The organism is Anabaena subtropica FACHB-260 (genome assembly GCF_014697105.1).
Classification (GTDB): domain Bacteria; phylum Cyanobacteriota; class Cyanobacteriia; order Cyanobacteriales; family Nostocaceae; genus Trichormus; species Trichormus subtropicus.
Window position 1 is genome coordinate 53,810 of record NZ_JACJRF010000007.1, and the last position, 22,040, is coordinate 75,849.

Consider the following 22,040-nt stretch of genomic DNA (forward strand, 5'->3'; position numbering starts at 1 on the left):
TTGATGGCTTTTGTGTCTATATTGCTGCCAAAATCGCATCTTCTACACCAACTTTATTGCTTCGTAATTTTTTTGGCATTAATGTTCTTAGATTCCCATCTCATCCTGCTTAATTCATATTAGGCATAATTTCAGTGATTTATTACAGAAAAGGGACGGATATTTTACCCATCCCTCAAGATATTTATTAGCGGCAAAACTAGCTAGCCTCCCCTTCTTTTATGCTAGGTTCTATATTATTTGTATGTTGTTCAGCTAATTCAGCCTTGGCTTCAGCAAGGATATCTTCAAAATTTTCACCAACTTCTGCAATTACTCCCTTACCTTTTTCGTAGATGACAATTCCACTTTTGATAGTTGCCTTGGTTAAGGATTTACCCATACCTCCTACCGCAGGAATAATCACAGGTAGAAGAACTATTGCAGCAATACCAGGGATACCAAGACCTTCAACTATTTCGTCTAACTCAGGTATTATTTTAAGAGCCATGAGGATTTTTAACTTCTAGATTCCTACGCCTTAATCGTACTAGTCTTGATTAAATTAAAAACAAGATATTGCTTATAATTTCATCAATCTTTACATCATGATTTTCTGACAATCTAAATAAATTACTCAATTTTATACCTACTTACAAAATCCAGCTTTCTTTGGAATTAACTTAGCTTCTAGACTAGTTTTCGAGCCAATAATATTATCAATAACAATTTGATATCAGAAACTAATTTTAAAAATTGTCAATCACAAAATATCGTTGATTGACGCATTGCTACAGCTATTTTCACTCCTACTAGGTATTAAGTTGCGTATCTGATACTGACTTGAAGTTTTAGTCTTTGGCATTGCTTTCTCAGGGATTTTCGCCAATTCTCAGTTGCTGTTTGGAACGCTTAAGCGATTCAAAAAATTGTCAGTTGTGATTCTCCCCCTACTCCCTACTTCCCAATCCCCTCATCCTGAAACAAAATTTTTGAGCAATACTGGTACAAGAAAGCATATATACATAGACAAAATCCCAACATGGCAATTCAATTGAGTGATCAGCCTCTACTAGAATGGGCGGGCGATAGTTTAGCGATCGCATTATTTGAAGATGCAGTCGAGTTAACTGGCGAACTGGCGAGTTTAGATGAAAAGTTTGCCGGTATTTTAAAAGAACTAATTACCGAAGAAGAATTTACAGGCAAAGTCAACAGCACAGTTTTTGCCCGTGTCAGTGCAAATAGCCCAGTACGTAAAATAATTTTGGTAGGTTTAGGCAAAAACGAAGCCTTCAAAGTAGAAACCCTTAGACGTGCGGCGGCGGCTGTAGGTAGAATAGCTAAAAAACAAAAAAGCAAAGTTTTGGGCTTGAGTTTTCCTTTGTGGAACAATGATCCCACGGCCTCAGCCCAAGCAATTGCCGAAGGTGTGCAATTAGCGCTTTACCAAGATAATCGCTTTAAATCAGATCCAGAAGAGAAAGCTTCCCAAGTCGAAACAGTAGAATTACTGGGTTTTGCCGGACAAGAAGCGGCAATTAACAAAGCAAATCAAATTGTGTCTGGAGTAATTTTGGCTCGCCAGTTAGTAGCTGCGCCCGCCAATAGCCTCACACCAATCACTTTGGCAGAAACTGCTGAACAAATTGCCAAAGATCATGGTTTGCAAATACAAATATTAGAGCAGGAAGATTGTGAAAAGCTAGGCATGGGTGCATTTTTAGGAGTTGCCCAAGCTTCCGATTTGCCACCAAAATTCATTCACTTGACTTATAAACCAGAAGGCACACCCAAACGTAAACTCGCAATTGTCGGCAAAGGTTTAACCTTCGATTCCGGTGGACTCAACATTAAAGGCGCTGGTAGCGGTATCGAAACCATGAAAATTGATATGGGCGGTGCAGCCGCTACCTTAGGCGCGGCTAAAGCCATTGCCCAAATTAAACCAGATACCGAAGTTCACTTCATCTCAGCCGTGACGGAAAACATGATTAGCGGTCACGCCATGCACCCAGGAGATATCCTGACAGCATCTAACGGCAAAACCATCGAAGTGAACAACACCGATGCTGAAGGGCGTTTAACCCTAGCCGATGCCCTAGTGTATACCGACAAATTAGGCTTAGATGCGATCGTTGATTTGGCAACATTAACCGGTGCAAACGTCATTGCTTTAGGGGATGATATCGCCGGGTTATATACTCCCGATGATGCTTTAGCTGGGCAGATAGAACAAGCGGCTGCGGACTCAGGGGAAAAGTTATGGCGGATGCCATTAGAAGAAAAATACTTTGAAGGACTCAAATCAGGTATCGCCGACATGAAAAACACCGGGCCGCGTCCTGGTGGTTCAATCACGGCTGCCTTATTCCTCAAGCAGTTTGTCAAAGACACCCCTTGGGCGCACTTAGATATCGCCGGGCCAGTTTGGGCAGATAAAGAAAACGGCTACAACGGGCCAGGTGCAACCGGCTATGGCGTGAGGCTGTTGGTTGATTGGGTACTGAGTGAGTAGAGGTATAAGGGTATAGGGAAAGAATAAAGATAAATTTCTTTTCCCTTACACCCTCACACCCTCATACCCTTACTCCCTTAACTATGTGCTATCTTGGGCTTGCCCCTGAAACTTGTTGCAATAGTCACAAGAGTGATGTGGTGGTGAGAAAGTTAAGATTTTTCAGCCAAGCCATCTGGTAAAATTTGTAAGGTTTCTAGAAGCTTTGAGCAATGAGATCGACTTGCGTACGGATAGCAATTGACGCAATGGGAGGGGATCACGCACCCAATGAAATCGTAGCTGGCGCAGTGCGAGCAAGCGAGGAATTGGGTGTAAAAGTATTGCTGGTGGGTGATCCCCAAACAATTGCATCTGCCTTGCCACCAAAAACTAATTTGGAGCGGGTGGAGATCGTTCCTGCTGAGGAAGCGATCGCAATGGATGAGGAGCCTTTGAACGCGGTAAGACGCAAGCGCAAGGCTTCTATTAATGTGGCTATGGATTTAGTTAAGCAGCAGCAGGCCGATGCAATATTCTCGGCTGGTCATTCTGGTGCAGCAATGGCATCAGCTTTACTGCGATTAGGACGATTGCCAGGAGTTGACCGTCCAGCAATAGGGACTGTGTTTCCCACAATCAAAGCTGGCAAACCTGTACTAATACTAGATGTGGGTGCCAACGTAGACTGCCGTCCTAAGTTTTTAGAGCAGTTTGCTGTGATCGGGTCGATTTATAGTCAGTACGTCTTAGGTACAGGCGAACCTAAAGTGGGTTTGTTAAATATCGGTGAGGAAGATACTAAAGGCAATGAGTTAGCCCTGCGTACCCACCAACTGTTAAAGGAAAATACCCACATAAGATTTATTGGTAATGCCGAAGGACGAGATGTGCTTTCCGGCGAGTTTGATGTAATTGTGTGCGATGGCTTTGTCGGCAATATTTTACTAAAATTTGCTGAGGCGATAGGCGGTGTAATTCTGCAAATTTTGCGAGAAGAATTACCCCAAGGCTTACACGGTCAAATCGGAACAGCTATCTTAAAACCTAACCTGAAGCGAATTAAACAGCGCATGGATCATGCAGAACACGGCGGTGCTTTGCTGTTGGGGGTATCAGGTGTTTGTTTAATCGGTCACGGTAGCTCTCAAGCACCTTCAGTATTTAATGCCATTCGCATGGCAAAAGAAGCTGTAGACAATCAGGTGATGCAACAACTGCAATCCCAATATGAAATTTTACACAGTACCAGCGATTAGCATTAGTTCTACGGGTTGTTAGTCAGGCGTAAATGACTAATGACTAATGACCCTTACGGGTGAATTCTGCGGATACGCTCCGCCAGCGCTAGTCGCTGATGGGAAAACCCCCTTGGCGTAGCCTCTCCCTTTGGGAAAATACCGTGCTAGCTCACTAATGACTAATGACTAATAACTGATAGCTTGGGAGACTAGGAGTGCAAAACTTAGGCATCGCAATTACAGGAAGTGGTTCAGCAGTACCAGAAACTTCCCTTCACAACCAAGAACTAACCCAACTTGTAGAAACAACAGACGAGTGGATAAGCACAAGAACAGGAATTCGTCAACGGCGGTTAGCGCTACCCACTGAATCATTAAGCAGGCTGGCGGCGGCGGCTAGTAAGCAAGCGATCGCCTCGGCTGGAATCACAGCATCTGACATAGATTTGATTTTGCTGGCGACTTCCACCCCCGATGATTTGTTTGGTACTGCCTGTAAAATTCAAGCCGAGTTGGGAGCGACAAAAGCCGTAGCCTTTGATTTGACAGCAGCCTGTTCTGGCTTTGTGTTCGGTCTCGTGACAGCAGCCCAATTTATCAGAACTGGTGTATATCAGAATGTACTGTTGATCGGGGCTGATATCCTCTCCCGTTGGGTAGATTGGCAAGATAGGCGCACGTGCGTATTATTTGGTGATGGTGCTGGGGCAGTTGTCTTACAGTCAAATGAAAGCGATCGCTTATTAGGATTTGCCCTCAAGAGTGATGGTACTCAAAACCACTATCTCAACCTAGCTTATCAAGGCACTGCTCAAGAAATTATCCCCAACGTCAACATCACTCAAGGCACATATCAACCCGTAACAATGAACGGCAAAGAAGTTTACCGCTTTGCTGCCCAAAAAGTGCCAGAAATCATCGATAAAGCCTTATTTGAAGCTAAACTTACTGTTGATCAAATTGATTGGCTACTACTGCATCAAGCAAACCAAAGAATCCTTGATACTGTAGCCCAACGCCTGAATATTCCCCCACACAAAGTAATTAGTAATCTCGCTAATTACGGTAATACCTCCGCCGCTTCCATACCCCTAGCCTTAGATGAAGCCGTGCGGCAAGGCAAAATTAAACCTAATGACATCATTGCTACATCCGGCTTTGGAGCAGGTCTAACCTGGGGTGCTGCAATTTTCCAATGGGGAAGGTAAATATTTAGTCAATAGTCCATAGTCCAGAGTCAAAAGTAATAATCATTGACTCTGGACAACTGACCACTGACAACTGACCACTGACAACTGACCACTAACAAATGACAAAAACTGCATGGGTGTTCCCCGGACAAGGTTCTCAAGCACTGGGAATGGGAACAGACTTATTAGATATACCAGGTGCTAAAGAAAAATTTGACCAAGCTGAGGCAATATTAGGCTGGTCTGTAACTGAAATCTGCCAAAATCAAGAAGAAAAGTTATCACAGACACTCTACACCCAGCCTTGTCTTTATGTAGTAGAGAGTATCCTTGCAGACCTCACACGAGAACGGGGACATCAGCCAGATTTAGTTGCTGGTCATAGCTTAGGAGAATACATCGCCCTTTATGTTGCTGGCGTTTTTGACTGGTCGGCTGGATTAAATTTGGTGAAGCGACGAGCTGAAATCATGGATAGCGCCGTAGGTGGAATGATGGTGGCTCTGATGAATTTTGATCGTGAACAGTTAGAAACAATAATTGCCCAGATTCCTGATGTGGTGCTGGCAAATGATAATAGTCCAGCACAGGTTGTAATTTCTGGTACTCCAGAGGCTGTGCAAATGGTCATGTCTCAAGTGAAAGCCAAGCGTGCTATTCCGTTGAAGGTGTCGGGAGCATTTCATTCACATCTCATGGCGAAAGCTGCGGCTGAGTTCCAAGAAATTCTAGAAACTGTAAAATTTCAATCGGCTACTGTACCCGTATTATCCAACGTTGATCCAGTGCCAGCAGTTGATGCCAAAATTTTAAAACAACGCCTCAGCCAACAAATAACAGGTTCAGTACGCTGGCGAGAAATTTCTTTAGCACTACCAGCTAATAGTATTGAAAAAGTAGTGGAAATCGGCCCAGGTAACGTACTCACAGGTTTGATTAAACGCACCACTCCTGATTTAATTTTAAAAAACATCCGCAACGCTGCGGAATTACCAAATTAGGGAGTGGGGAAGGCAGGGAGCAAGGGAGCAGGGGGAGAGTAATTCGCAACTCAGCACTCAGCACAGGCTGAACACCCCGCTACCCCTAACAGCATTCCACTCTCATCAGAAAAATGGGTTTGAAACCCCGTCGTTTTACGACGGCTTTAAAGTAATAGGTAATAAGTAAGGAGTATTTACTCATTACTCATTACTCATTACTCATTACTCCCTACTCATTACTCCCTACTCATTACTCCCCCAATCTCTTATGTCTCGAACCCGCGAACCGTTGATTAGTCTAGCGCTTTACCATGCTTTTAAGTGGTCGGTTGTCAGTCCCATGCTGCATGGTTACTTTCGGGGTCGGATTTATGGTGTGGAAAATGTCCCCCAATCAGGCCCTGTGGTAGTTGTAAGTAATCATGCTAGTTATTTTGATCCGCCCATTGTCTCTAACTGTGTGCGTCGTCCAGTAGCATACATGGCAAAGCAAGAATTATTTGAAGTCCCTGTTTTAGCGCAGGCGATTAAATTGTATGGTGCTTACCCAGTCAGTAGGGGAAGTGCCGATCGCAATGCCATTCGTGCAGCTTTAGAGTATTTACAAAATGGCTGGGCTGTTGGTGTGTTTATGGAAGGTACTCGCACCCCAGATGGTCGCATTAGTGACCCCAAAAGGGGTGCAGCACTACTAGCAGCCAAGGCAAAAGCGCCGATATTACCAGTATGTTTATGGGGTTCGGAGAATATTTTACAAAAAGGTTCCTCTTTACCTCGTGCAGTTCCTCTGACTGTGAGAATCGGTGATTTAATTGAGACTCCTAGTTCCACAAACAAAGAGGAATTAGAAGCTGTAACACAAAAGTGTGCCACAGTTATTAATCAGATGCACGATTTGGGGCGTTGATCATATACTTCGGGAATATATCCTCAAAGAAAGTGGCGATCGCTACTTGATTGTTGTATGTTGAAAATTAATTAGTCAACTTTTTATACAGTATATGAGCGGCATTGAAGCCAGAAATTTGTGGCATCGATTAAATAATTTGGCTCTAGTCCGCTTTTTACTGTTCGTTGCGGCTGGATGGGCTATCGTACAACTTCTAGCTTACTTTGAGACAGTAATTATAATTTTCACATTTGCAGCCATTTTGGCTTTTTTACTCAGCTATCCTGTACAGTGGCTGCGGCATTTTCTCCCCCACGGTTTAGCAGTTGTTGTAGTTTTCCTCATCAGCATTGTCATTTTGGGAGGACTACTTATTACTGTTGGCGTAGCGGTTTTATCCCAGGGTCAACAATTGACTGATAGTATATCTGCTTTTTTATCTTCTTTGTTACCTTTTTTAGAAAGAATAGAAGAAATTTTACTTAAGCGCAATCTGCAAATAGATTTAAGTATCATTCAAGAACAATTGCGGACTCAGGCTGTATCAACATTAGTCACGAGCTTGGCTATCGTGCAACAGTTTCTAACTAATTTTGTGACTTTTATATTAATTGCAGTAGTGGCTTTTTTTATGTTGCTTGATGGGGAAAAACTTTGGAATTTCATTCTGAAGATCATCCCTCAGCAACGCCGTATTCGATTTACTAATATCATCCGCCGTAGTTTTTTAGGATTTTTTCGTGGTCAATTATTATTATGCTTGTTTCTGACAAGCTCAACATTCCTCGTTTTCTTATTATTGCAAGTACCTTTTGCTTTAATTTTATCTGTCATTGTGGGAATACTAGATATTATTCCGGGCATAGGTGCAACTTTAGGAGTTGGAATAATTACTCTAATTTTATTATCTCAAAATGTTTGGTTAGCATTAAAAGTCTTATTAGCTTGTATAGTTCTCCAACAAATACAAGACAATTTAATTGCCCCTCGCATTATGCAAGGAGCGCTGAATCTAAATCCAGTAGTGGTATTTTTTGCTTTATTAGTAGGTGCTAGAGTTGCAGGATTATTAGGTGTTTTTATCTCGATTCCTATTACGGGCGTGATTGTGTCTTTATTTGAAATTGATGAGATGAAAGCAGAAATTTAGATAATAGTCATTAGTTATTATTCTCAAGCTATATCTCCCCTTGCTCCACTACTCCCCACTCTCTATTACCCTATTTCATTTAATGTAAAATCGGAAGGTGAGGATAAAAAATGGAGAATTATGTCCGATTTAAGAGCAGAGTTGTCAGAAACCATAGATGAAGCAGAGTGGGAATGGTTAATTCCTCATGTACAAAGAGATGCGGTGATTTTGATATCACTAGACTTAAATTTGTTGGATGTGGGAGAGGCGATCGCTAGTGATAATATTTCCTCAGTCCAACAGTGGATTGATCAGCAATTAATTACCAAACCTTCAGTCGATCAAGTGGGAGAATGGAATGGCGATCGCCAAAAAAGATTTAACACCCTGATAATACAGCCCTATGTTTTGGTGCAAGAAATAGCAGTTTAAGCAACTCTCGTATTTTGTCAACTTAATTTTCAGGTTTTGTCGTAAGGACTCAAGTCCTTACTGCGAACCTACTGAAATTCTTGACATTACGCACCAGTTGATATATTGACTAATAACGCTTGTATTTTTCATCCGCACCTGTATAACCAGTGGCTACCCAAATTAAAGCTCTAGCCCCATCACGAAAAGATTTTTCAATGGGTTCTGGTGACTGGCTTGAGGGTACTGATATGGGTTGGAAATTAATTCCTCGACTACCCAAAACTATCTCACCAATTACAGAAGCGCGGCGCATATGAAAATCTGACGTAATTAAATAAACACTTTTAATTCCACGAGATTCTAGCTCATCTACTAATGTAGTAAAATTTGTGACTGTATCCACTGCCTCATAGTCTAAATATAAGCGTCTGGGATCAATACCAGCTTTGGCAAATACTTTTTTAGTATATAGAGGTGGACTACCTCCAGAAATCCAAATTGGTAAATTAGGATGCTGACGGGCAAACTTAGCAGTAAATTTTTCTCTTTCTAAATTCCTCGTAGATCCACCCAAAACTATAACGGCTTGGGGTTGTGTGTAGCTAATTTTAGCTTCCTTGTATCCCAACCACATTAATAGCGGTAAAACAAGCACCGCAAATTGAAATGATTTACCTCTAAACAATAGATTATTCTTCAAGGCTCTATAAGTTTATCTGTTGAGGACGGAATTTTCTCTCAAAATAAGAAAAATATCTATGTAGGTTAGCAGATTTTGGCAAAATTTACCCTGGCAAGAATACCGTCATGCTAATGCAAAACTGGATATGCCATAGCACAATTTTTTCACATATCAAGTCATCATCCTATGTACAGGATTTCTGACTAATTGCTTTATTTAACTATTTGTTGGTGACGGGACTGGCCAGGTTCGAACCGGCGACCTAGCGCTTAGGAGGCGCTCGCTCTATCCAGCTGAGCTACAGCCCCAACTACGAAGCATATACAATGATAGCAGTAGTTTTAGCTAGACTGCCAGGAATTGTTCCAAGAACCGCCACCTATTTCTAAACCACAAAGATAACTGTGTGCTTTCAGGATTACTAGTGGGTTTTTCCCCCTAATTTGCCGTAACTCTAAATCGAGCTGTCCTTGCATAGTATCCCGACAACAGAATTGTAGACCTTGTGCGGTCGGCGCACGCAGGGGTGTACCCGGTAGATGCGTAGTTCCGGTCAATTCAACCTCATAATTTAGATTGGTTGCTTTCATTTGCCATCTACCCCAGGGCTGAATATTCCACTCCACTTTTGAGTTCCAGGGAACAAATTCATAAAATTTGCCTTGATAGTGTAAACCAATCATTGCGACAGATTCCATCCACCACAACACACCACGTCTACCACCGCCAGCAGTTAACGCCAAGTCAGGTTCGCCATCAAAGCTATTACAGTTAAGCCAAAACCATTTTTCGGGAAAAGCACCACCCCAATTTTTCTCACCGTAAGATGGCGCATTCTGAAATTCATAGATTTTGCCATTCCAGTCAATCCAACCAGTAGCCAAACCGTGAGCCATCAAAATTTGCCATCCGGGTTCAAAAATCTGTAAAAATGATAGCCAGCCAGCCGTTGATTGTTGAATACTATCTTGATTTCCCCAACCGTATATCGGTTGAATTTCGTACTGCCAACGGCAATAATTACCTGTAGCAGGGTCACTAATTATGCCTTGATTGAGGGTAGTTGTAGATTGATAGCCTTGCTGCACATGGCGTTCAAACTCTTGAGGTAATAGGTAAATAGGTTTGGTGTTGAGGTTTGTTTCGCCCCAGTGACCCAAAGCGAGAACATCTGGACTAGCCCAAAATTTGTTGACATTAGGGAAAGTCCGACAGATATATTCATCATCAGCACCGAGGACTTGAGCCGCACCACCACTGTAGGATTTACCGCCAATGGGGTCTTCGATGGAATACATGAAAGCAAAGGTTTGTCCACAACTTGGTAAGGTGACGCGGTAATACCAACCTTCAAAAAAACGGCGACTACTACCGTCCCAATGGTAGCCGCTATGGGGTGTTTGCAAAGTTTTGAACATTATGATTTTTGAATGCGATCGCTTACTGTGGGCGGAACGCCATCGCCTGTGGCGGGGCGTAGACCATCGCTCTTATGCTCAGATTCCTGATTTTTCCTAAAATTCAGGAATCTAGTTATTTCCGAATGATTTTAGAGATTTTAGCTCATAAAACCTCGTGAGAGTTTAGTTAAGATGGATTTAGATAGTTATTTTTTTAGTATGTGCGATGTCTTACGACAAGCCGCGAGATGGTTTACAACTTGATATCAATCATGCTTATGAAATTCTCGGTTTAAAACCTGGCGTATCACAGGTAGAGATAAAGCAAGCTTATCGCAAGTTAGTGAAAATTTGGCATCCCGATCGCTTCGTTAATGAGCAGCAAAAACAGCAAGCTGAAGAAAAAATCAAACAAATCAACGTCGCTTACAATACAGTCAAGTCAGTGACACCAACGGCTGAGAAACCAGCTTCAGCTTCGCCTCCCCGCAGAAAAGCAGCAAAAGTATCTGTAAATCATTGGGGTGCAGAAACTTTCTACAACTGGGGAGTAGAGAGTGTAGAGAAAGAAGAATATCAGGAAGCGATCGCCTACTTTACCCAAGCAATTCGCCTCAATCCTGGCTATGTTGAAGCGTATAAATATCGTGGGTTAGTCTGTTCTCAGTTGGGATACGAATACAGAGCCGCTTCAGACTTAAATAAAGCTGCACAGTTAGAAGGGAAAATTCCAAAGACTGCTTATACCTCGTCACCAAAATATAAGTCCAAGCCTAAATCTTTGATAGCCAGATTATGCCAGAAAATTAAAAGACTGCTGAAGCTAAATAGATATTAAAGACGATTAGCGGAAAGTTAAGATACTGATTATTGCCATATAAATGAGGGCTGGTCTGATTCTGCTGTGATTTGAAGAAAAGGCGATCGCCACAACTCCCCCAGGTATTTCCTACTACAAAAGAGGAAAACTTGGCTCGAACTTTAACTATTTTGTCGATTGATCTAAACATAGCCTCTCATCAACAAAACTCACTTATGCGGAAACTTTTCTACGTTTTTATCTGAGATAACAGGAAAAATCTCGAAAAAATCCGTCGATATTCTTTCTTTTGATGTATTTGACTTTCTCCTCAAGATAGAGCCGTTACCCAGAATATAGAGGTTATTCTGATAGATATTTAAAACAGGGTTACAAATTAAACACAATATCTATCAACTAGTAAAAATCTTTTGTGTTTACAAGGCTTAATGTTGTCGAGATCAAAATGAGGAATGAAATCGAAAATTATGAATAATCCTAATGAACGCGAAACTTATAACCGAGAAGTTAGCCAAAAATCCTACACCGATAGTAACGGTAATACCCAAACTCACGTAACCAGAACGACTGAAACACCAAATAATTCTTACCGTAATGGTTATGTCAATGGTCGCAATCTTGAACGTAACTATCAAGCTGATCGTGCTAACGAAAATACAGCTACTGGGTTGATTTTTGGTATTGTGTTAACTTCCTTGGTAGGTTTGACTGCTGGTGCATTGTGGTACTTTAATCAGAACAACAATGCTGTTGATAGTACTGCACCTGTAGAAACTCCTTTACCTGTTAACGCTAGTCCTAACTTATCGCCGCAACCACAACAAACAACAATTATTGAAAGAACCAGAGAAGTACCTGTTGTCATTCCTCAACAGGAAGTTCCACCAGCTACAAATTCTCAGCCACAGGTTAATGTTACTGTTCCACCCCAGCCATCTGTGAGAGAGACAGCACCTGTTATAACCGATACTCCTCAGCCAACTCAAACTACTGCGCCTACTACGGATACACAAGCTAGTCCTTCTCCAACGATTACACCCCAAACTGGAGATCAGTCACAAGGAGATAGCGGTTCTTCTAGTGCTGATGATGTTAATCAAAACAACAATTCTGGTCAATAACAACCTGATGATCCTTATTTAGCACCTTAATTACAAGGAAGGAGGACACAGTATTGCTGTGTCCTCTTGACTGTAATGTCATGGATGAATTTTAAGAAAGATTTCTAAAATGTTGCAGTAAATAAATGGTATTTAAGTTTGGTAAATAACCATACCACTGAAAAAAAATGATGCTACATTAAGAGCAAGGTACAAAAAGGTTAAAACTTCATTAAAAAGAACCTTGAAATTTAGAGTCTGTACCTCCTTGCTCTAAGATTTTAAGTCTTCGCAATCCTAAACTCGTTGGTAGCATCCTCCGTCAAATTGTTTTCGCCTTGAGTTTATTGATTTTTATGGAGGTGTTGAACTTACAGCCAGAAATGCCTGCCTATTGGAATCAAGGATGCAAGATTCTAGTGGTGTTGATTGCGAATGTTGTCCACCTTAGTTGAGTTGTTTAATTCTGTTTTTCCTATCTTCTCTAACGATCGCATATTTACCAAACCGCCATTTGCTAATGAGATTTTCGCTCTTAGCTGATGGCGGTTAATGTTGTTAGTAATGCCATTTTCCTAGACTAACTCAAAGTAATTACAGTAACTTCGGGTGGGCAAAATAAACGTCCGGGTCGATAAGTACCTAAGCCACGGTTAACATATAGTTGGTTGTTTGCTACTTGATGAAATCCCTGGGCCCATTCCCAATATCGCACTACTTTTGAACAGTCTCCTAGTAGAAAAGGAACCCAACGCCGCAGTTTTTTAGGGACTTGTTTTAACAGTTTTTTATAATGGTAGACTACGGGGCCAAGACCTGGTAATACAATATGTCCGCCGTGGGTATGACCAGATAGTTGCAAATCAACTCGCCATTGTTCCAATATTTTGGCAGTATCTGGGTTATGAGATAAAACAATCCTGGGTGTAGCTGGATTGAGTTTGTTCATCACGGATGCAGGATAAAATTCCTTTGACCAATAATCGGCTAATCCTACTATTGGTAATTCATTTCCTAAGGGATAAGCAATTTCATTCCACAAGACGTTAACGCCGATACTGGTTAAAGCGGTTGTTACTTCGGCTTGGGAGTGACTGTAGTGAATATCGTGGTTACCAAGTACAGCAAAAATACCATAGCGACTTTGTAGATATTTAAGTCTTAATGCCAGTTGGTGAATTGGTGTAGGATCATCCGTCACATAGTCGCCAGTTAATACTATTAAATCTGGTTCAGCTTCGTTAGTAACTGCGATCGCTTCTTCTAACATTTCTTCTGATAGTCGCAAACCATCATAATGAAAATCCGACAACTGCACCAACTTTATACCTTGTAAACTTGGTGAAAGCTCCGCAATCTTAACCGTTATTTTATCTACGCTTAAACGTCCTGTAAACAACCAGTGCATAATATGCTAGAACTCCTCATACCAGCGCTTACAGCTTATCAAAAATCAAGGTAATAACTTAAAACTTAAAAAACCTTACAATAACTCTCATTTAATCTCAGAAAGCAGATTCCCGACTTTTGAAAGAATCGGGAGTCTATAATTACAACTAGCCACATTCTAGGGTAATTACTGTTAATTCAGGAGGACAAAATAAGCGTCCTGGTAAATAGGTTCCCAAACCACGATTTACGTATAGCTGATTTTTTCCGATGCGATGTAACCCTTGTAACCATTCAGAATGGCGTACTATAAAATACTCTTTGAATAGAAACGGAAAAAGTCGCCGGACTTTTATTGGTGTTTTGCGGACGATTTTTTTGTGATAAGGTAACACAGCCCCAAAGCCAGGAATAACAATTTGCCCTCCGTGGGTATGGCCAGATAATTGTAAGTCTACTCGCCAAGTTTGTAACATAGCTGCTGTGTCTGGGTTATGGCATAAAATTATGCGTGGTGTGGCGGGGTCTAGTTGATGAAAAATCAACGCCGGATTAAATTCTCGATGGTAAGAATCAACAAGTCCGACTATGGGTAATTGCTTTCCTAAGGGATAGGCGATTTCATTCCACAGAACATGGATTCCGACTTGAGTCAATGCTTGCGTGATTTCTGTCTGGGAATTTTTGTGATATAAATCGTGGTTGCCTAGTATGGCATAGATACCAGCATGACTTTGAAGTTTTTGTAGCCGCAGCGCCAGTTGGTGAATAGGTTTTGGGGTAGTAGTGACATAATCACCAGTGAGTAAGACTAAATCTGGTTGTATTTGGTTGCTAACTGCGATCGCTTCTTCTAACATTGCGTCCGACAGTCGCAAACCATCATAATGAAAATCGGATAGATGCACCAACTTCTTACCTTGTAGCGATGCAGATAAGCCTGCAATCTTTACCGTCAATTGTTCTACAGTCAACGGCCCAGATAAAAAACTGTGCATAGTATGGGGATTAGGGTTACTTATCTATATTTTACAAATGATTTTCTAGCCAATTTTCTAAATCTGCCAGGACTTGTTGATAATTGAGGTCTGCTTGTAGGTCATGATAGGCTCCTGGGTATTCGATGCGTAATTTATCTTCGCAAGGTACACGCTGGTAAAATATTTCTCCGCCTTCCGGTAAGGCTACTCGATCTGCACTACCATGAAGAATTAACAGTGGTGTTTGCCACTCTGGTGCATGAGCATGAATCCAGGCGACTGTGGTAAAGTATTCTGTTGCTAAACGAGCGCTACCAAGGCTATGGCGGAGAGTATCTTGGGTGTAAGCAGCGATCACTTTCTCATCTCGTGAAGCAGCATTCAGGTCAAGTCCTGTGGTTAAGGAGAAACGTGGCCAGACTTGTGAGAGGAGATTACCCAAGAATATCCGAAATTTCGACACACCGACCTCACCTATAGCTGGTGCTAAAGCGATCGCACCTTGCAATGTTGATGCTTCTTTGGGATGGCGTAAAATGTAGTCGCAGACAACCACTGCACCTAAGCTATGACCTAGCAAAAAAATTGGACATTGTGGCTGTTGGTGTTGAATTAACTCCAGAAACGCGCCCAAATCTTCCCGAAATTCAGCCCAAGCGTTGATGTGACCACGCTGTCCAGGCGATCGCCCATGACCACGCAAATCTAAGGCATAGACAGCATATTGCTTGGCGGTCAGATGGTTAACTATATTACCGTACTTATTACTGTGTCCTCCAAGTCCATGTACAATCGCCAAGATTGCTTTTGCTTTACCTTCTGGGTACCAATTTTGATAATAAAGCTCAAGACCATCGACACTTTTAAATACACCTTCGTTATGGTAAATCATAAATAATTATTATTCAGAACAAGCTAGGCTTGAGAAAATAATTCACAATTAAGAAATACAAGCTAAGTCAGTATTTTATTTACCAACTCTATACAATTTAAATAATTATTAGCTGTTTAAACGTTTTTTTCACAAATCTGCTCAGTCAGGCATAAATGAAGTGAAATCCAACGACCAGCCAGAAAGTAGTACACTAACAGAAACCTTGCCAGCCTTAACCACTGCAACTATTAAGCGAGTGCAAGAAGGTGTGGCGGCGGCAGGCGATCGCTCGGTACGTGAGATAATTGCTAAAACTCTAACTGGGTTGGAAGCTAGGCATGAAGGGCTGATTGAACCAAGAGTCAATGCGGGGATACGTCGTTTTGTATTGCGATCGCTCATTCATGCTATCTTTCGAGTACGGGTGGAAAACTCGGAAAAAATCCCTCAAACATCGGCTATTCTCGCCGCTAATCATCTCCACCACATCGATCCTTTGCTGCTGCTGGCTGAAATATCCACAAAACCCCACTACTACATAGTGGGTGATGCCCGCACCCTTTACAACAAATGGTGGAAGCGTTTCATCTTGAGTTTTGCTGGAGGCGTAATTCCCTTGGCGCGGATATGGAAAGAAGAAGTCGCCGTAGTTCAAGCAGCCAAAGCGGGAAGACAAGACCTCTCAGAATTAGCCCAAACTATCGAAAGCACTGTCCCCACTGGGGGAGATATACCCACACTGCGACAAATAGACCGTATTGTCTTAGGCATTTTAGCCCAGGGGGACGGAATGATTCTCTTTCCCGAAGGAAGACTGGGGGATACGGAAGGACAGTTACATCTTCCCCTGAAACGAGGGACTGTGATTTATGCCTTAAGGGCTGGCGTACCCATAGTACCAGTAGCTTTAATCGGCACTCATGACTTATATTTGCGAAAAGAATTGACCCTCCGCATTGGTGAACCGTTGCATTTTGCCCAAACTACTAGACCAAATCGCCAAGAGGTAGATATAGCATTAGAGAAGTTGCAGGCGGCGATGGAGGCTTTGTTACCCAAAGATTATCAAGAACCCACGGATATAAAGCTGCTGCGGTATTTTCTCAACCATATGCTGTGGTAAAGGATTTATTTTTCCAAAAAGTTCGTCACTTTGAAATTTGATGTTCCTTCCCAACAGTGGTTTAAACAAGCGTTCACTTGAGCATCAGCAGCATCAGTAGATTCTCTCGAAGCATTCAACTGTACTGCGGTGACTATATACTCAAAAATAATCACAAACTGTTTTTGAGTTGAAATTCTTTCAACAACAATTGTTTCACCAACTCTGGGAATTTGTGGTAAATTCACCACAAAACTTTCCATTTTAGGTTTATCTAATGGATTTTTAAAATTGAAGTATTTACAGTAAACAATAATTTTCACGCAGAGAACCACCAAATAGAATTCAAAATTCCCCATTAAGAATTCTTCTACAAAACACTATTTTCCTATTTTATTTACCTTGCAGCAAACCTTGCAAAAAGTAAAAAATATTTGCCAAAATTTGTTCTAGCCCAAGAATAACACGATCTAACCATTCCAGAATATATTCCAACAGATGCTTTTCATAGCCGAGTACAGTCGCTGTCGTTTCTATCCAGTCTGGTTGGGCTTCTACGTGGTTTTCCGGATAAATGTGTCGTTGGGAAATAGGAGTTTCAAGTTGTTTTGCAGAAGTCACTTTCCTAGATGTTGTTTTTTTCTTCCGGACTAGACTAGATGAAGGTTTTTGTTGTGGTGCAGTCGGTTTTTTTCGACCAAGTAACCCAGATGGTTTACTAGAAGTAATACTAGGCTTAATTCTTGATGATGACTGCCTAATTTTTTCCGTAATATTTTTGGAATCATCATACAAATCATGCCAATCTAACCAAGGATCGTTTGTGAAATACTCATGTGGTGACTGATGGCTACTGTCAAGTAGTTGCTGCTCATAAAAACCAGATTCTAACAGATTATTTTTGGATACACCAAAAAAGTAGTTCAGTGCTGCTTCAATTAATGCCGAAAAATTGTGTTTGTTGGTTGGCAAATTTTCAGCATTTTTGACTATTTCTCCTCTAGAGTTTAGCTGTTCTTTGCCATAAAGAAAAATGTTGAATTGAGTTTGGGCAACTCGCATTATTTCCAGACTGCGTTGTTGTGCAGGTAATATAGCAGTTTTTTCCAACTGAGCGATCGCTGCATCTAACAGAGATACTATTTTACCTGTGTTGAGGATGTTTTTTACGCTTTCGTCAGTAATAACAGCCGTTTTGCTGGTATTTTCGCCTGTCAACCTTGATAATATCTGATTAATTTCTGGTAATAAATGCGCTTGTTCTTTTGCTTGAGTTAACTGCCAATCATGCCAATATTCACCAACTTCATTGATAATTCTGTCTGTTAACTTTGCTTGTTGCTGTGGTGTCAAAATATCTAGAATTTGGTTTTCAGCGTTGACCAGCACCAACTGACGATTCACCAAATTTGAAGCAATTCCTCTAACTATCGGTAAATTAAGCTTGAGAGTGTCTTGTTGAAGGGACGGGTTAACACTTGCTAGCGCTTTATCTGGAATAGTTAAGGATTGAGAAGAATTTAGCTGATTTGGACGATGAGCCAGAAATTTCGGACGCAAGAACCCCAAAACATGGAAAAATTTGGACTTTCTTGAGACTGTGATAGTTGTTTCTTGAGATGGTAGATACTGAACTGACTCTAGTACACGCTGAATAGGTCTATCAGTAGCCAGGGGAGTTTGTGAAAATAAATCAGTATTATGAGGCTGTAACCTTTTCCGAGAAGGTGGTTCCTTGCTGTATAGCCTTTTAACAGATGAATCAGCTGATTGCAAAAACAGATATACAGGATAAAGTAGTGCTTCCACACCCCACTTAGTAGTAACTTGGAAATTTCGGAAGGTACTTTCCCAATGTTCTGTCAACCGCCGAGATTGCTGGTTGACAAAGTTAAGGAATCTGCTTTGATAACGACCAGAAGAACCAGATGACATGGTAGTAATTAATGAGTTTGAGCCTTTTTGATTTGTGAGACTCCCGCCAAACAATATATAGAGTATTCAGGATTCAGAATACAGGATTCAGAATAGACATACTAAGTACTGGAGATGGAAAAGCAGAAAATTCTAAGCTTGACTTTTCTCATCAGGGATAAAGTAGGAAAATCTAGCCTTCCAACAGTTTTACACAACTTTATTCTGAATTCTGACTTTTGACTACTATCTAAATAATTCTCGTAAGTGCTTTGATTTTAGCGAAAATATGACCCCGACCGTATCTCAATCCCAGACAAATTTAATCTCAGATGCAATTGAGCGATTACGCAGTTGTTGCCAAGTTAATGTTCAGTCTACTTGGTTATACCAGGACTCGGACAGGGAAATTACTGATGTTGCTGCATCTAATTTATCCGCTTGGCAACCTGTAGAGTTAAACAGCAAAAGTAACATTGTTTGGACTGGTGGACAAAAAGTACTGTGGCTAGTCCAAAAATTCGTAGTTCCCCAAGATTTACAGAGTTATCCGTTAGCGGGGTTGTCATTGCGGCTAGGGCTGCTTTGGTGGGCAGACTCTGCGAAAATTTACGTAAATGGGGAATTGGTTCTAGAGGGGGATTTATTTGATTGCTCTCCCAGAGTTTTACTCAGTCAAGGAGTGATACCAGGGGAAGAATTTTTTGTGGCTTTGCGACTAGTCAGTCCTGGTCATTGTGATGGTGCTTTAGTGCGATCGCTCCTGATCTACGAGTCCACAGATTATCATCATCCCGATCCCGGCTTTATTGCCGATGAGTTAGCAATATTACAACTTTATTTAGAAAAGTTTGCACCAGAAAAATTAAATATACTTGCACAAGCAATCCAAGATATTAATACCCCCAACCCAGAATCGCTGATTACTCTACGCCAACACTTGATAAATCATCTATCTATCGACGACTCAAAATTTAAAATATATTTATTAGGACACGCTCACTTAGATTTAGCATGGCTATGGCCTGTAAGTGAAACCTGGAATGCAGCCCAAAACACCTTTGAATCAGTCCTCAAACTACAACAAGATTTTCCTGATTTAATCTTTTGCCATTCCACCCCAGCCCTATATGCTTGGATTGAAGAACACCGCCCAGATTTATTTACAGCAATTCAACAAGCCGTAGCTGCTGAAAAATGGGAAATTATCGGCGGCTTTTGGGTAGAACCTGAACTCAATTTAATAGCCGGAGAATCTATAGTCCGTCAGCTATTGTATGGTCAACGCTACTTCCAAGAAAAGTTCGGCAAACTGACGACTGTAGTTTGGGTTCCAGACACCTTTGGTTTTTGTGCTACTTTACCGCAGTTTTTCGTTAATGCAGGCATTGAGTATTTCGTCACCCAAAAATTACGCTGGAATGACACTAATAAATTTGATTATGGCGCTTTTTGGTGGCGATCGCCAGACGGTAGTCAAGTATTAAGTGTCATGTCTGCACCCATAGGCGAAGGTATTGACCCCATAAAAATGGCAGCCTATTCTCTAGAATGGCAAACCCAAAGCAACTTAACTCAATCCTTGTGGCTTCCTGGTGTCGGCGACCACGGCGGCGGCCCCACCCGTGATATGTTGGAAATTGCCCAACGCTGGGAAACTTCGCCTTTCTTCCCAGACTTAGAATTTATCACCGCCGAAAAATATCTCCAGCAAATTACGGTAGGGGGAGTCGGGGAAGATAGAGAAGCATTTTTAGCCACCTCATCCTCCTCCCCACTCCCCACTTGGGATGACGAATTATACTTAGAATTTCATCGCGGTTGTTATACTACCCACGCAGACCAAAAACGCTGGAATCGGTATTCTGAAAACTTACTATATCAAGCCGAACTCTTTGCTACCTTGGCAAATTTTATCTGTGGCGTGACATATCCCAAAACAGAAATAGAAACAGCTTGGAAGCAAGTATTATTTAACCAGTTCCACGATATTTTACCTGGTTCTTCCATCACCCAAGTATATGTAGATGCCTTGCCCGAATGGCAGCAAGTAGAACAAGTAGGAACCAAGATATTAGAGGAATCATTACAGGCGATCGCTTCTCACTTTACCTTACCAGAACCACCACAAGCCGATAGTTTACCAATTTTCGTCTTTAATTCTCTCAATTGGCAACGCTCTGAAGTCGTCTCTGTCACCTTACCCACGCCAGCCACATCTCACCAAAAATGGGGAATCTACGATACCAGTGGCGAACAAATCATTTCCCAATTAACTGAACCATCAACCATACTATTTCTCGCCAGCGAAATTCCCCCTATAGGCTATCGTCTCTTTTGGCTGTCTCCCTCATCCTCCACATTTCCCACACCCCCCACATCCCCAGACTATGTTCTCGAAAATCAACACCTCCGGGTTATCGTAGACCCCGACACTGGAGATTTATCAAGTATCTATGACAAAATTCATCAAAGAGAAATATTGTCTGGCGCGGGTAATCAACTACAAGGCTTTAAAGACAGTGGGCAATATTGGGATGCTTGGAATATCGACCCCAACTATAACCACCATCCCCTACCAGCCACCCATCTCAAATCTATCCAGTGGTTAGAACAAGGTGCTGTGCAAAGCCGTCTCCGAGTAGTGCGTCAATTGGGTGAGTCGGAATTTTCCCAAGACTATATTTTGCAAGCTGGTTCATCGTTATTAAAAATTACCTCTAGAGTTAACTGGCGAGAAAACCACGTTTTAGTAAAAGCAGCTTTTCCCCTCAGCATTACATCCGACTTTGCTACCTATGAAATTCCCTGCGGTGCAATTCGCCGCCCAACTCAACCCCAAATCCCACAAGATAAAGCAAAATGGGAAGTTCCCGCGTTACGTTGGGCTGATTTAACAGGAAATACAGATCAAGGTATTTACGGTGTTAGCATCCTAAATGATTGTAAATATGGTTACGATAGCCAACCCCAGCAACTACGGCTAACACTACTACGTAGCCCCACTTGGCCTGACCCAGAAGCCGACCGAGGCGTACACGAATTTACCTACGCCGTCTATTCTCACGCTGATAGCTGGGAATCAGCCCATACAGTACATAGGGGATATGAATTAAACATTCCCCTGCAAGTGATGTTAAATCCTACTCCCCACTGTCCCCACTCTCCACTACCCAATAGAGATAAAGTAAGTTTTTTAAACTTACCAGCCGAAAACCTAGTCTTGATGGCTTTAAAACCATCAGAAGAAGACCAGCAAAAATTAATTCTCCGGTGTTATGAATCTCACGGTGTCACAGCAGAGTTATCTTTACAGAGTGATTTACAGTTTACTTTAGGTACTCCAGTAGATTTATTAGAGCGCTCTACTAGTGAATTCTCATCTCAGCAACAAATCTCCACAATTCAACCTTGGAAAATTGCCACTTTTCAGGTATGGAATGGAGGCTAGAGG

At 41.7% G+C, this 22,040-nt stretch carries 19 protein-coding genes and 1 tRNA gene; 11 read left to right on the forward strand and 9 right to left on the reverse strand.

Annotation, left to right across the window (positions count from 1 at the left end; genetic code table 11):
* Positions 1-199: 199 nt before the first annotated feature.
* Positions 200-490 carry a DUF5132 domain-containing protein gene (locus H6G18_RS06005; RefSeq protein WP_190406181.1) on the reverse strand — a complete coding sequence of 97 codons (291 nt, stop codon included), beginning with the start codon at positions 488-490 and terminating at the stop codon, positions 200-202.
* A gap of 531 nt (positions 491-1,021) precedes the next feature.
* Between H6G18_RS06005 and H6G18_RS06010 the strand changes: the two genes are divergently transcribed.
* The 7 genes from H6G18_RS06010 (at position 1,022) to H6G18_RS06040 (ending at position 8,343) form a co-directional block, all read left to right on the forward strand.
* The gene (locus tag H6G18_RS06010; protein ID WP_190406182.1) at positions 1,022-2,497 is read left to right on the forward strand and encodes a leucyl aminopeptidase; all 1,476 of its coding nucleotides are present in this window, start codon (positions 1,022-1,024) and stop codon (positions 2,495-2,497) included.
* 212 nt (positions 2,498-2,709) lie between these two features.
* On the forward strand, positions 2,710-3,735 hold the full coding sequence (gene plsX / locus H6G18_RS06015; protein WP_190406183.1) for a phosphate acyltransferase PlsX: 1,026 nt from the start codon (positions 2,710-2,712) through the stop codon (positions 3,733-3,735).
* A gap of 197 nt (positions 3,736-3,932) precedes the next feature.
* Entirely contained in the window at positions 3,933-4,925 is a 993-nt protein-coding gene (locus H6G18_RS06020; RefSeq protein WP_190406184.1) for a beta-ketoacyl-ACP synthase 3, read from the forward strand.
* Between the two features lie 101 nt (positions 4,926-5,026).
* The gene (fabD, locus tag H6G18_RS06025; RefSeq protein WP_190406185.1) at positions 5,027-5,908 is read left to right on the forward strand and encodes an ACP S-malonyltransferase; all 882 of its coding nucleotides are present in this window, start codon (positions 5,027-5,029) and stop codon (positions 5,906-5,908) included.
* 250 nt (positions 5,909-6,158) lie between these two features.
* On the forward strand, positions 6,159-6,797 hold the full coding sequence (locus tag H6G18_RS06030) for a lysophospholipid acyltransferase family protein (protein ID WP_190406186.1): 639 nt from the start codon (positions 6,159-6,161) through the stop codon (positions 6,795-6,797).
* Between the two features lie 94 nt (positions 6,798-6,891).
* Positions 6,892-7,929 (forward strand): AI-2E family transporter, encoded by a 1,038-nt coding sequence (locus H6G18_RS06035; protein WP_190406187.1) that lies wholly within the window; start codon positions 6,892-6,894, stop codon positions 7,927-7,929.
* A 120-nt stretch (positions 7,930-8,049) separates the two neighbouring features.
* Positions 8,050-8,343, forward strand: coding sequence for a DUF2288 domain-containing protein (locus tag H6G18_RS06040; protein ID WP_190406188.1), 294 nt, complete (start codon positions 8,050-8,052; stop codon positions 8,341-8,343).
* Positions 8,344-8,452: 109 nt separating this feature from the next.
* Here the strand turns inward: H6G18_RS06040 and H6G18_RS06045 are convergent, their stop codons facing one another.
* The 3 genes from H6G18_RS06045 to H6G18_RS06055 all read right to left on the reverse strand — a co-directional run bounded on the left by H6G18_RS06045 (position 8,453) and on the right by H6G18_RS06055 (position 10,425).
* Complete coding sequence (locus tag H6G18_RS06045; RefSeq protein WP_190406282.1) at positions 8,453-8,959, reverse strand: YdcF family protein; 507 nt, start codon at positions 8,957-8,959, stop codon at positions 8,453-8,455.
* A 282-nt stretch (positions 8,960-9,241) separates the two neighbouring features.
* Positions 9,242-9,315, reverse strand: a tRNA-Arg gene (locus H6G18_RS06050).
* 33 nt (positions 9,316-9,348) lie between these two features.
* Entirely contained in the window at positions 9,349-10,425 is a 1,077-nt protein-coding gene (locus H6G18_RS06055) for a tocopherol cyclase family protein (protein ID WP_190406189.1), read from the reverse strand.
* 208 nt (positions 10,426-10,633) lie between these two features.
* On the opposite strand from H6G18_RS06055, the gene H6G18_RS06060 reads away from it, so the two are divergent.
* Both H6G18_RS06060 and H6G18_RS06065 read left to right on the forward strand, forming a co-directional pair.
* Entirely contained in the window at positions 10,634-11,245 is a 612-nt protein-coding gene (locus tag H6G18_RS06060) for a J domain-containing protein (protein ID WP_190406190.1), read from the forward strand.
* A gap of 434 nt (positions 11,246-11,679) precedes the next feature.
* Positions 11,680-12,348, forward strand: coding sequence for a hypothetical protein (locus H6G18_RS06065; RefSeq protein WP_313954420.1), 669 nt, complete (start codon positions 11,680-11,682; stop codon positions 12,346-12,348).
* A 559-nt stretch (positions 12,349-12,907) separates the two neighbouring features.
* On the opposite strand, the gene H6G18_RS06070 is transcribed toward H6G18_RS06065, so the two are convergent.
* The 3 genes from H6G18_RS06070 to H6G18_RS06080 all read right to left on the reverse strand — a co-directional run bounded on the left by H6G18_RS06070 (position 12,908) and on the right by H6G18_RS06080 (position 15,588).
* A complete protein-coding gene (locus tag H6G18_RS06070; RefSeq protein ID WP_190406192.1) occupies positions 12,908-13,735 on the reverse strand; it encodes a metallophosphoesterase in 828 nt (275 codons plus the stop codon).
* Positions 13,736-13,883: 148 nt separating this feature from the next.
* Positions 13,884-14,714 (reverse strand): metallophosphoesterase, encoded by an 831-nt coding sequence (locus tag H6G18_RS06075; protein WP_190406193.1) that lies wholly within the window; start codon positions 14,712-14,714, stop codon positions 13,884-13,886.
* Between the two features lie 31 nt (positions 14,715-14,745).
* Complete coding sequence (locus H6G18_RS06080) at positions 14,746-15,588, reverse strand: alpha/beta hydrolase (protein WP_190406194.1); 843 nt, start codon at positions 15,586-15,588, stop codon at positions 14,746-14,748.
* Between the two features lie 160 nt (positions 15,589-15,748).
* On the opposite strand from H6G18_RS06080, the gene H6G18_RS06085 reads away from it, so the two are divergent.
* Positions 15,749-16,693 (forward strand): lysophospholipid acyltransferase family protein, encoded by a 945-nt coding sequence (locus tag H6G18_RS06085; RefSeq protein ID WP_190406195.1) that lies wholly within the window; start codon positions 15,749-15,751, stop codon positions 16,691-16,693.
* A 5-nt stretch (positions 16,694-16,698) separates the two neighbouring features.
* Here H6G18_RS06085 and H6G18_RS06090 read toward each other — a convergent pair whose 3' ends face one another.
* Together H6G18_RS06090 and H6G18_RS06095 are read right to left on the reverse strand one after the other, a co-directional pair.
* Positions 16,699-16,995 (reverse strand): hypothetical protein, encoded by a 297-nt coding sequence (locus H6G18_RS06090; RefSeq protein ID WP_190406196.1) that lies wholly within the window; start codon positions 16,993-16,995, stop codon positions 16,699-16,701.
* A gap of 70 nt (positions 16,996-17,065) precedes the next feature.
* Complete coding sequence (locus H6G18_RS06095; RefSeq protein ID WP_190406197.1) at positions 17,066-18,607, reverse strand: hypothetical protein; 1,542 nt, start codon at positions 18,605-18,607, stop codon at positions 17,066-17,068.
* Positions 18,608-18,875: 268 nt separating this feature from the next.
* On the opposite strand from H6G18_RS06095, the gene H6G18_RS06100 reads away from it, so the two are divergent.
* Positions 18,876-22,037, forward strand: a complete 3,162-nt coding sequence (locus tag H6G18_RS06100; protein ID WP_190406198.1) for an alpha-mannosidase — start codon at positions 18,876-18,878, stop codon at positions 22,035-22,037.
* Positions 22,038-22,040 lie beyond the last annotated feature (3 nt).

Coding starts and splice junctions, on each gene's coding strand:
- H6G18_RS06070 (WP_190406192.1), bottom strand. CDS start 13,735: ATGCACTGGTTGTTTACAGGACGTTTAAGCGTAGATAAAATAACGGTT.
- H6G18_RS06030 (WP_190406186.1), top strand. CDS start 6,159: ATGTCTCGAACCCGCGAACCGTTGATTAGTCTAGCGCTTTACCATGCT.
- plsX (WP_190406183.1), top strand. CDS start 2,710: ATGAGATCGACTTGCGTACGGATAGCAATTGACGCAATGGGAGGGGAT.
- H6G18_RS06095 (WP_190406197.1), bottom strand. CDS start 18,607: ATGTCATCTGGTTCTTCTGGTCGTTATCAAAGCAGATTCCTTAACTTT.
- H6G18_RS06080 (WP_190406194.1), bottom strand. CDS start 15,588: ATGATTTACCATAACGAAGGTGTATTTAAAAGTGTCGATGGTCTTGAG.
- H6G18_RS06010 (WP_190406182.1), top strand. CDS start 1,022: ATGGCAATTCAATTGAGTGATCAGCCTCTACTAGAATGGGCGGGCGAT.
- H6G18_RS06075 (WP_190406193.1), bottom strand. CDS start 14,714: ATGCACAGTTTTTTATCTGGGCCGTTGACTGTAGAACAATTGACGGTA.
- H6G18_RS06005 (WP_190406181.1), bottom strand. CDS start 490: ATGGCTCTTAAAATAATACCTGAGTTAGACGAAATAGTTGAAGGTCTT.
- H6G18_RS06065 (WP_313954420.1), top strand. CDS start 11,680: ATGAAATCGAAAATTATGAATAATCCTAATGAACGCGAAACTTATAAC.
- fabD (WP_190406185.1), top strand. CDS start 5,027: ATGACAAAAACTGCATGGGTGTTCCCCGGACAAGGTTCTCAAGCACTG.
- H6G18_RS06045 (WP_190406282.1), bottom strand. CDS start 8,959: ATGTGGTTGGGATACAAGGAAGCTAAAATTAGCTACACACAACCCCAA.
- H6G18_RS06060 (WP_190406190.1), top strand. CDS start 10,634: ATGTCTTACGACAAGCCGCGAGATGGTTTACAACTTGATATCAATCAT.
- H6G18_RS06055 (WP_190406189.1), bottom strand. CDS start 10,425: ATGTTCAAAACTTTGCAAACACCCCATAGCGGCTACCATTGGGACGGT.
- H6G18_RS06100 (WP_190406198.1), top strand. CDS start 18,876: ATGACCCCGACCGTATCTCAATCCCAGACAAATTTAATCTCAGATGCA.
- H6G18_RS06040 (WP_190406188.1), top strand. CDS start 8,050: ATGTCCGATTTAAGAGCAGAGTTGTCAGAAACCATAGATGAAGCAGAG.
- H6G18_RS06035 (WP_190406187.1), top strand. CDS start 6,892: ATGAGCGGCATTGAAGCCAGAAATTTGTGGCATCGATTAAATAATTTG.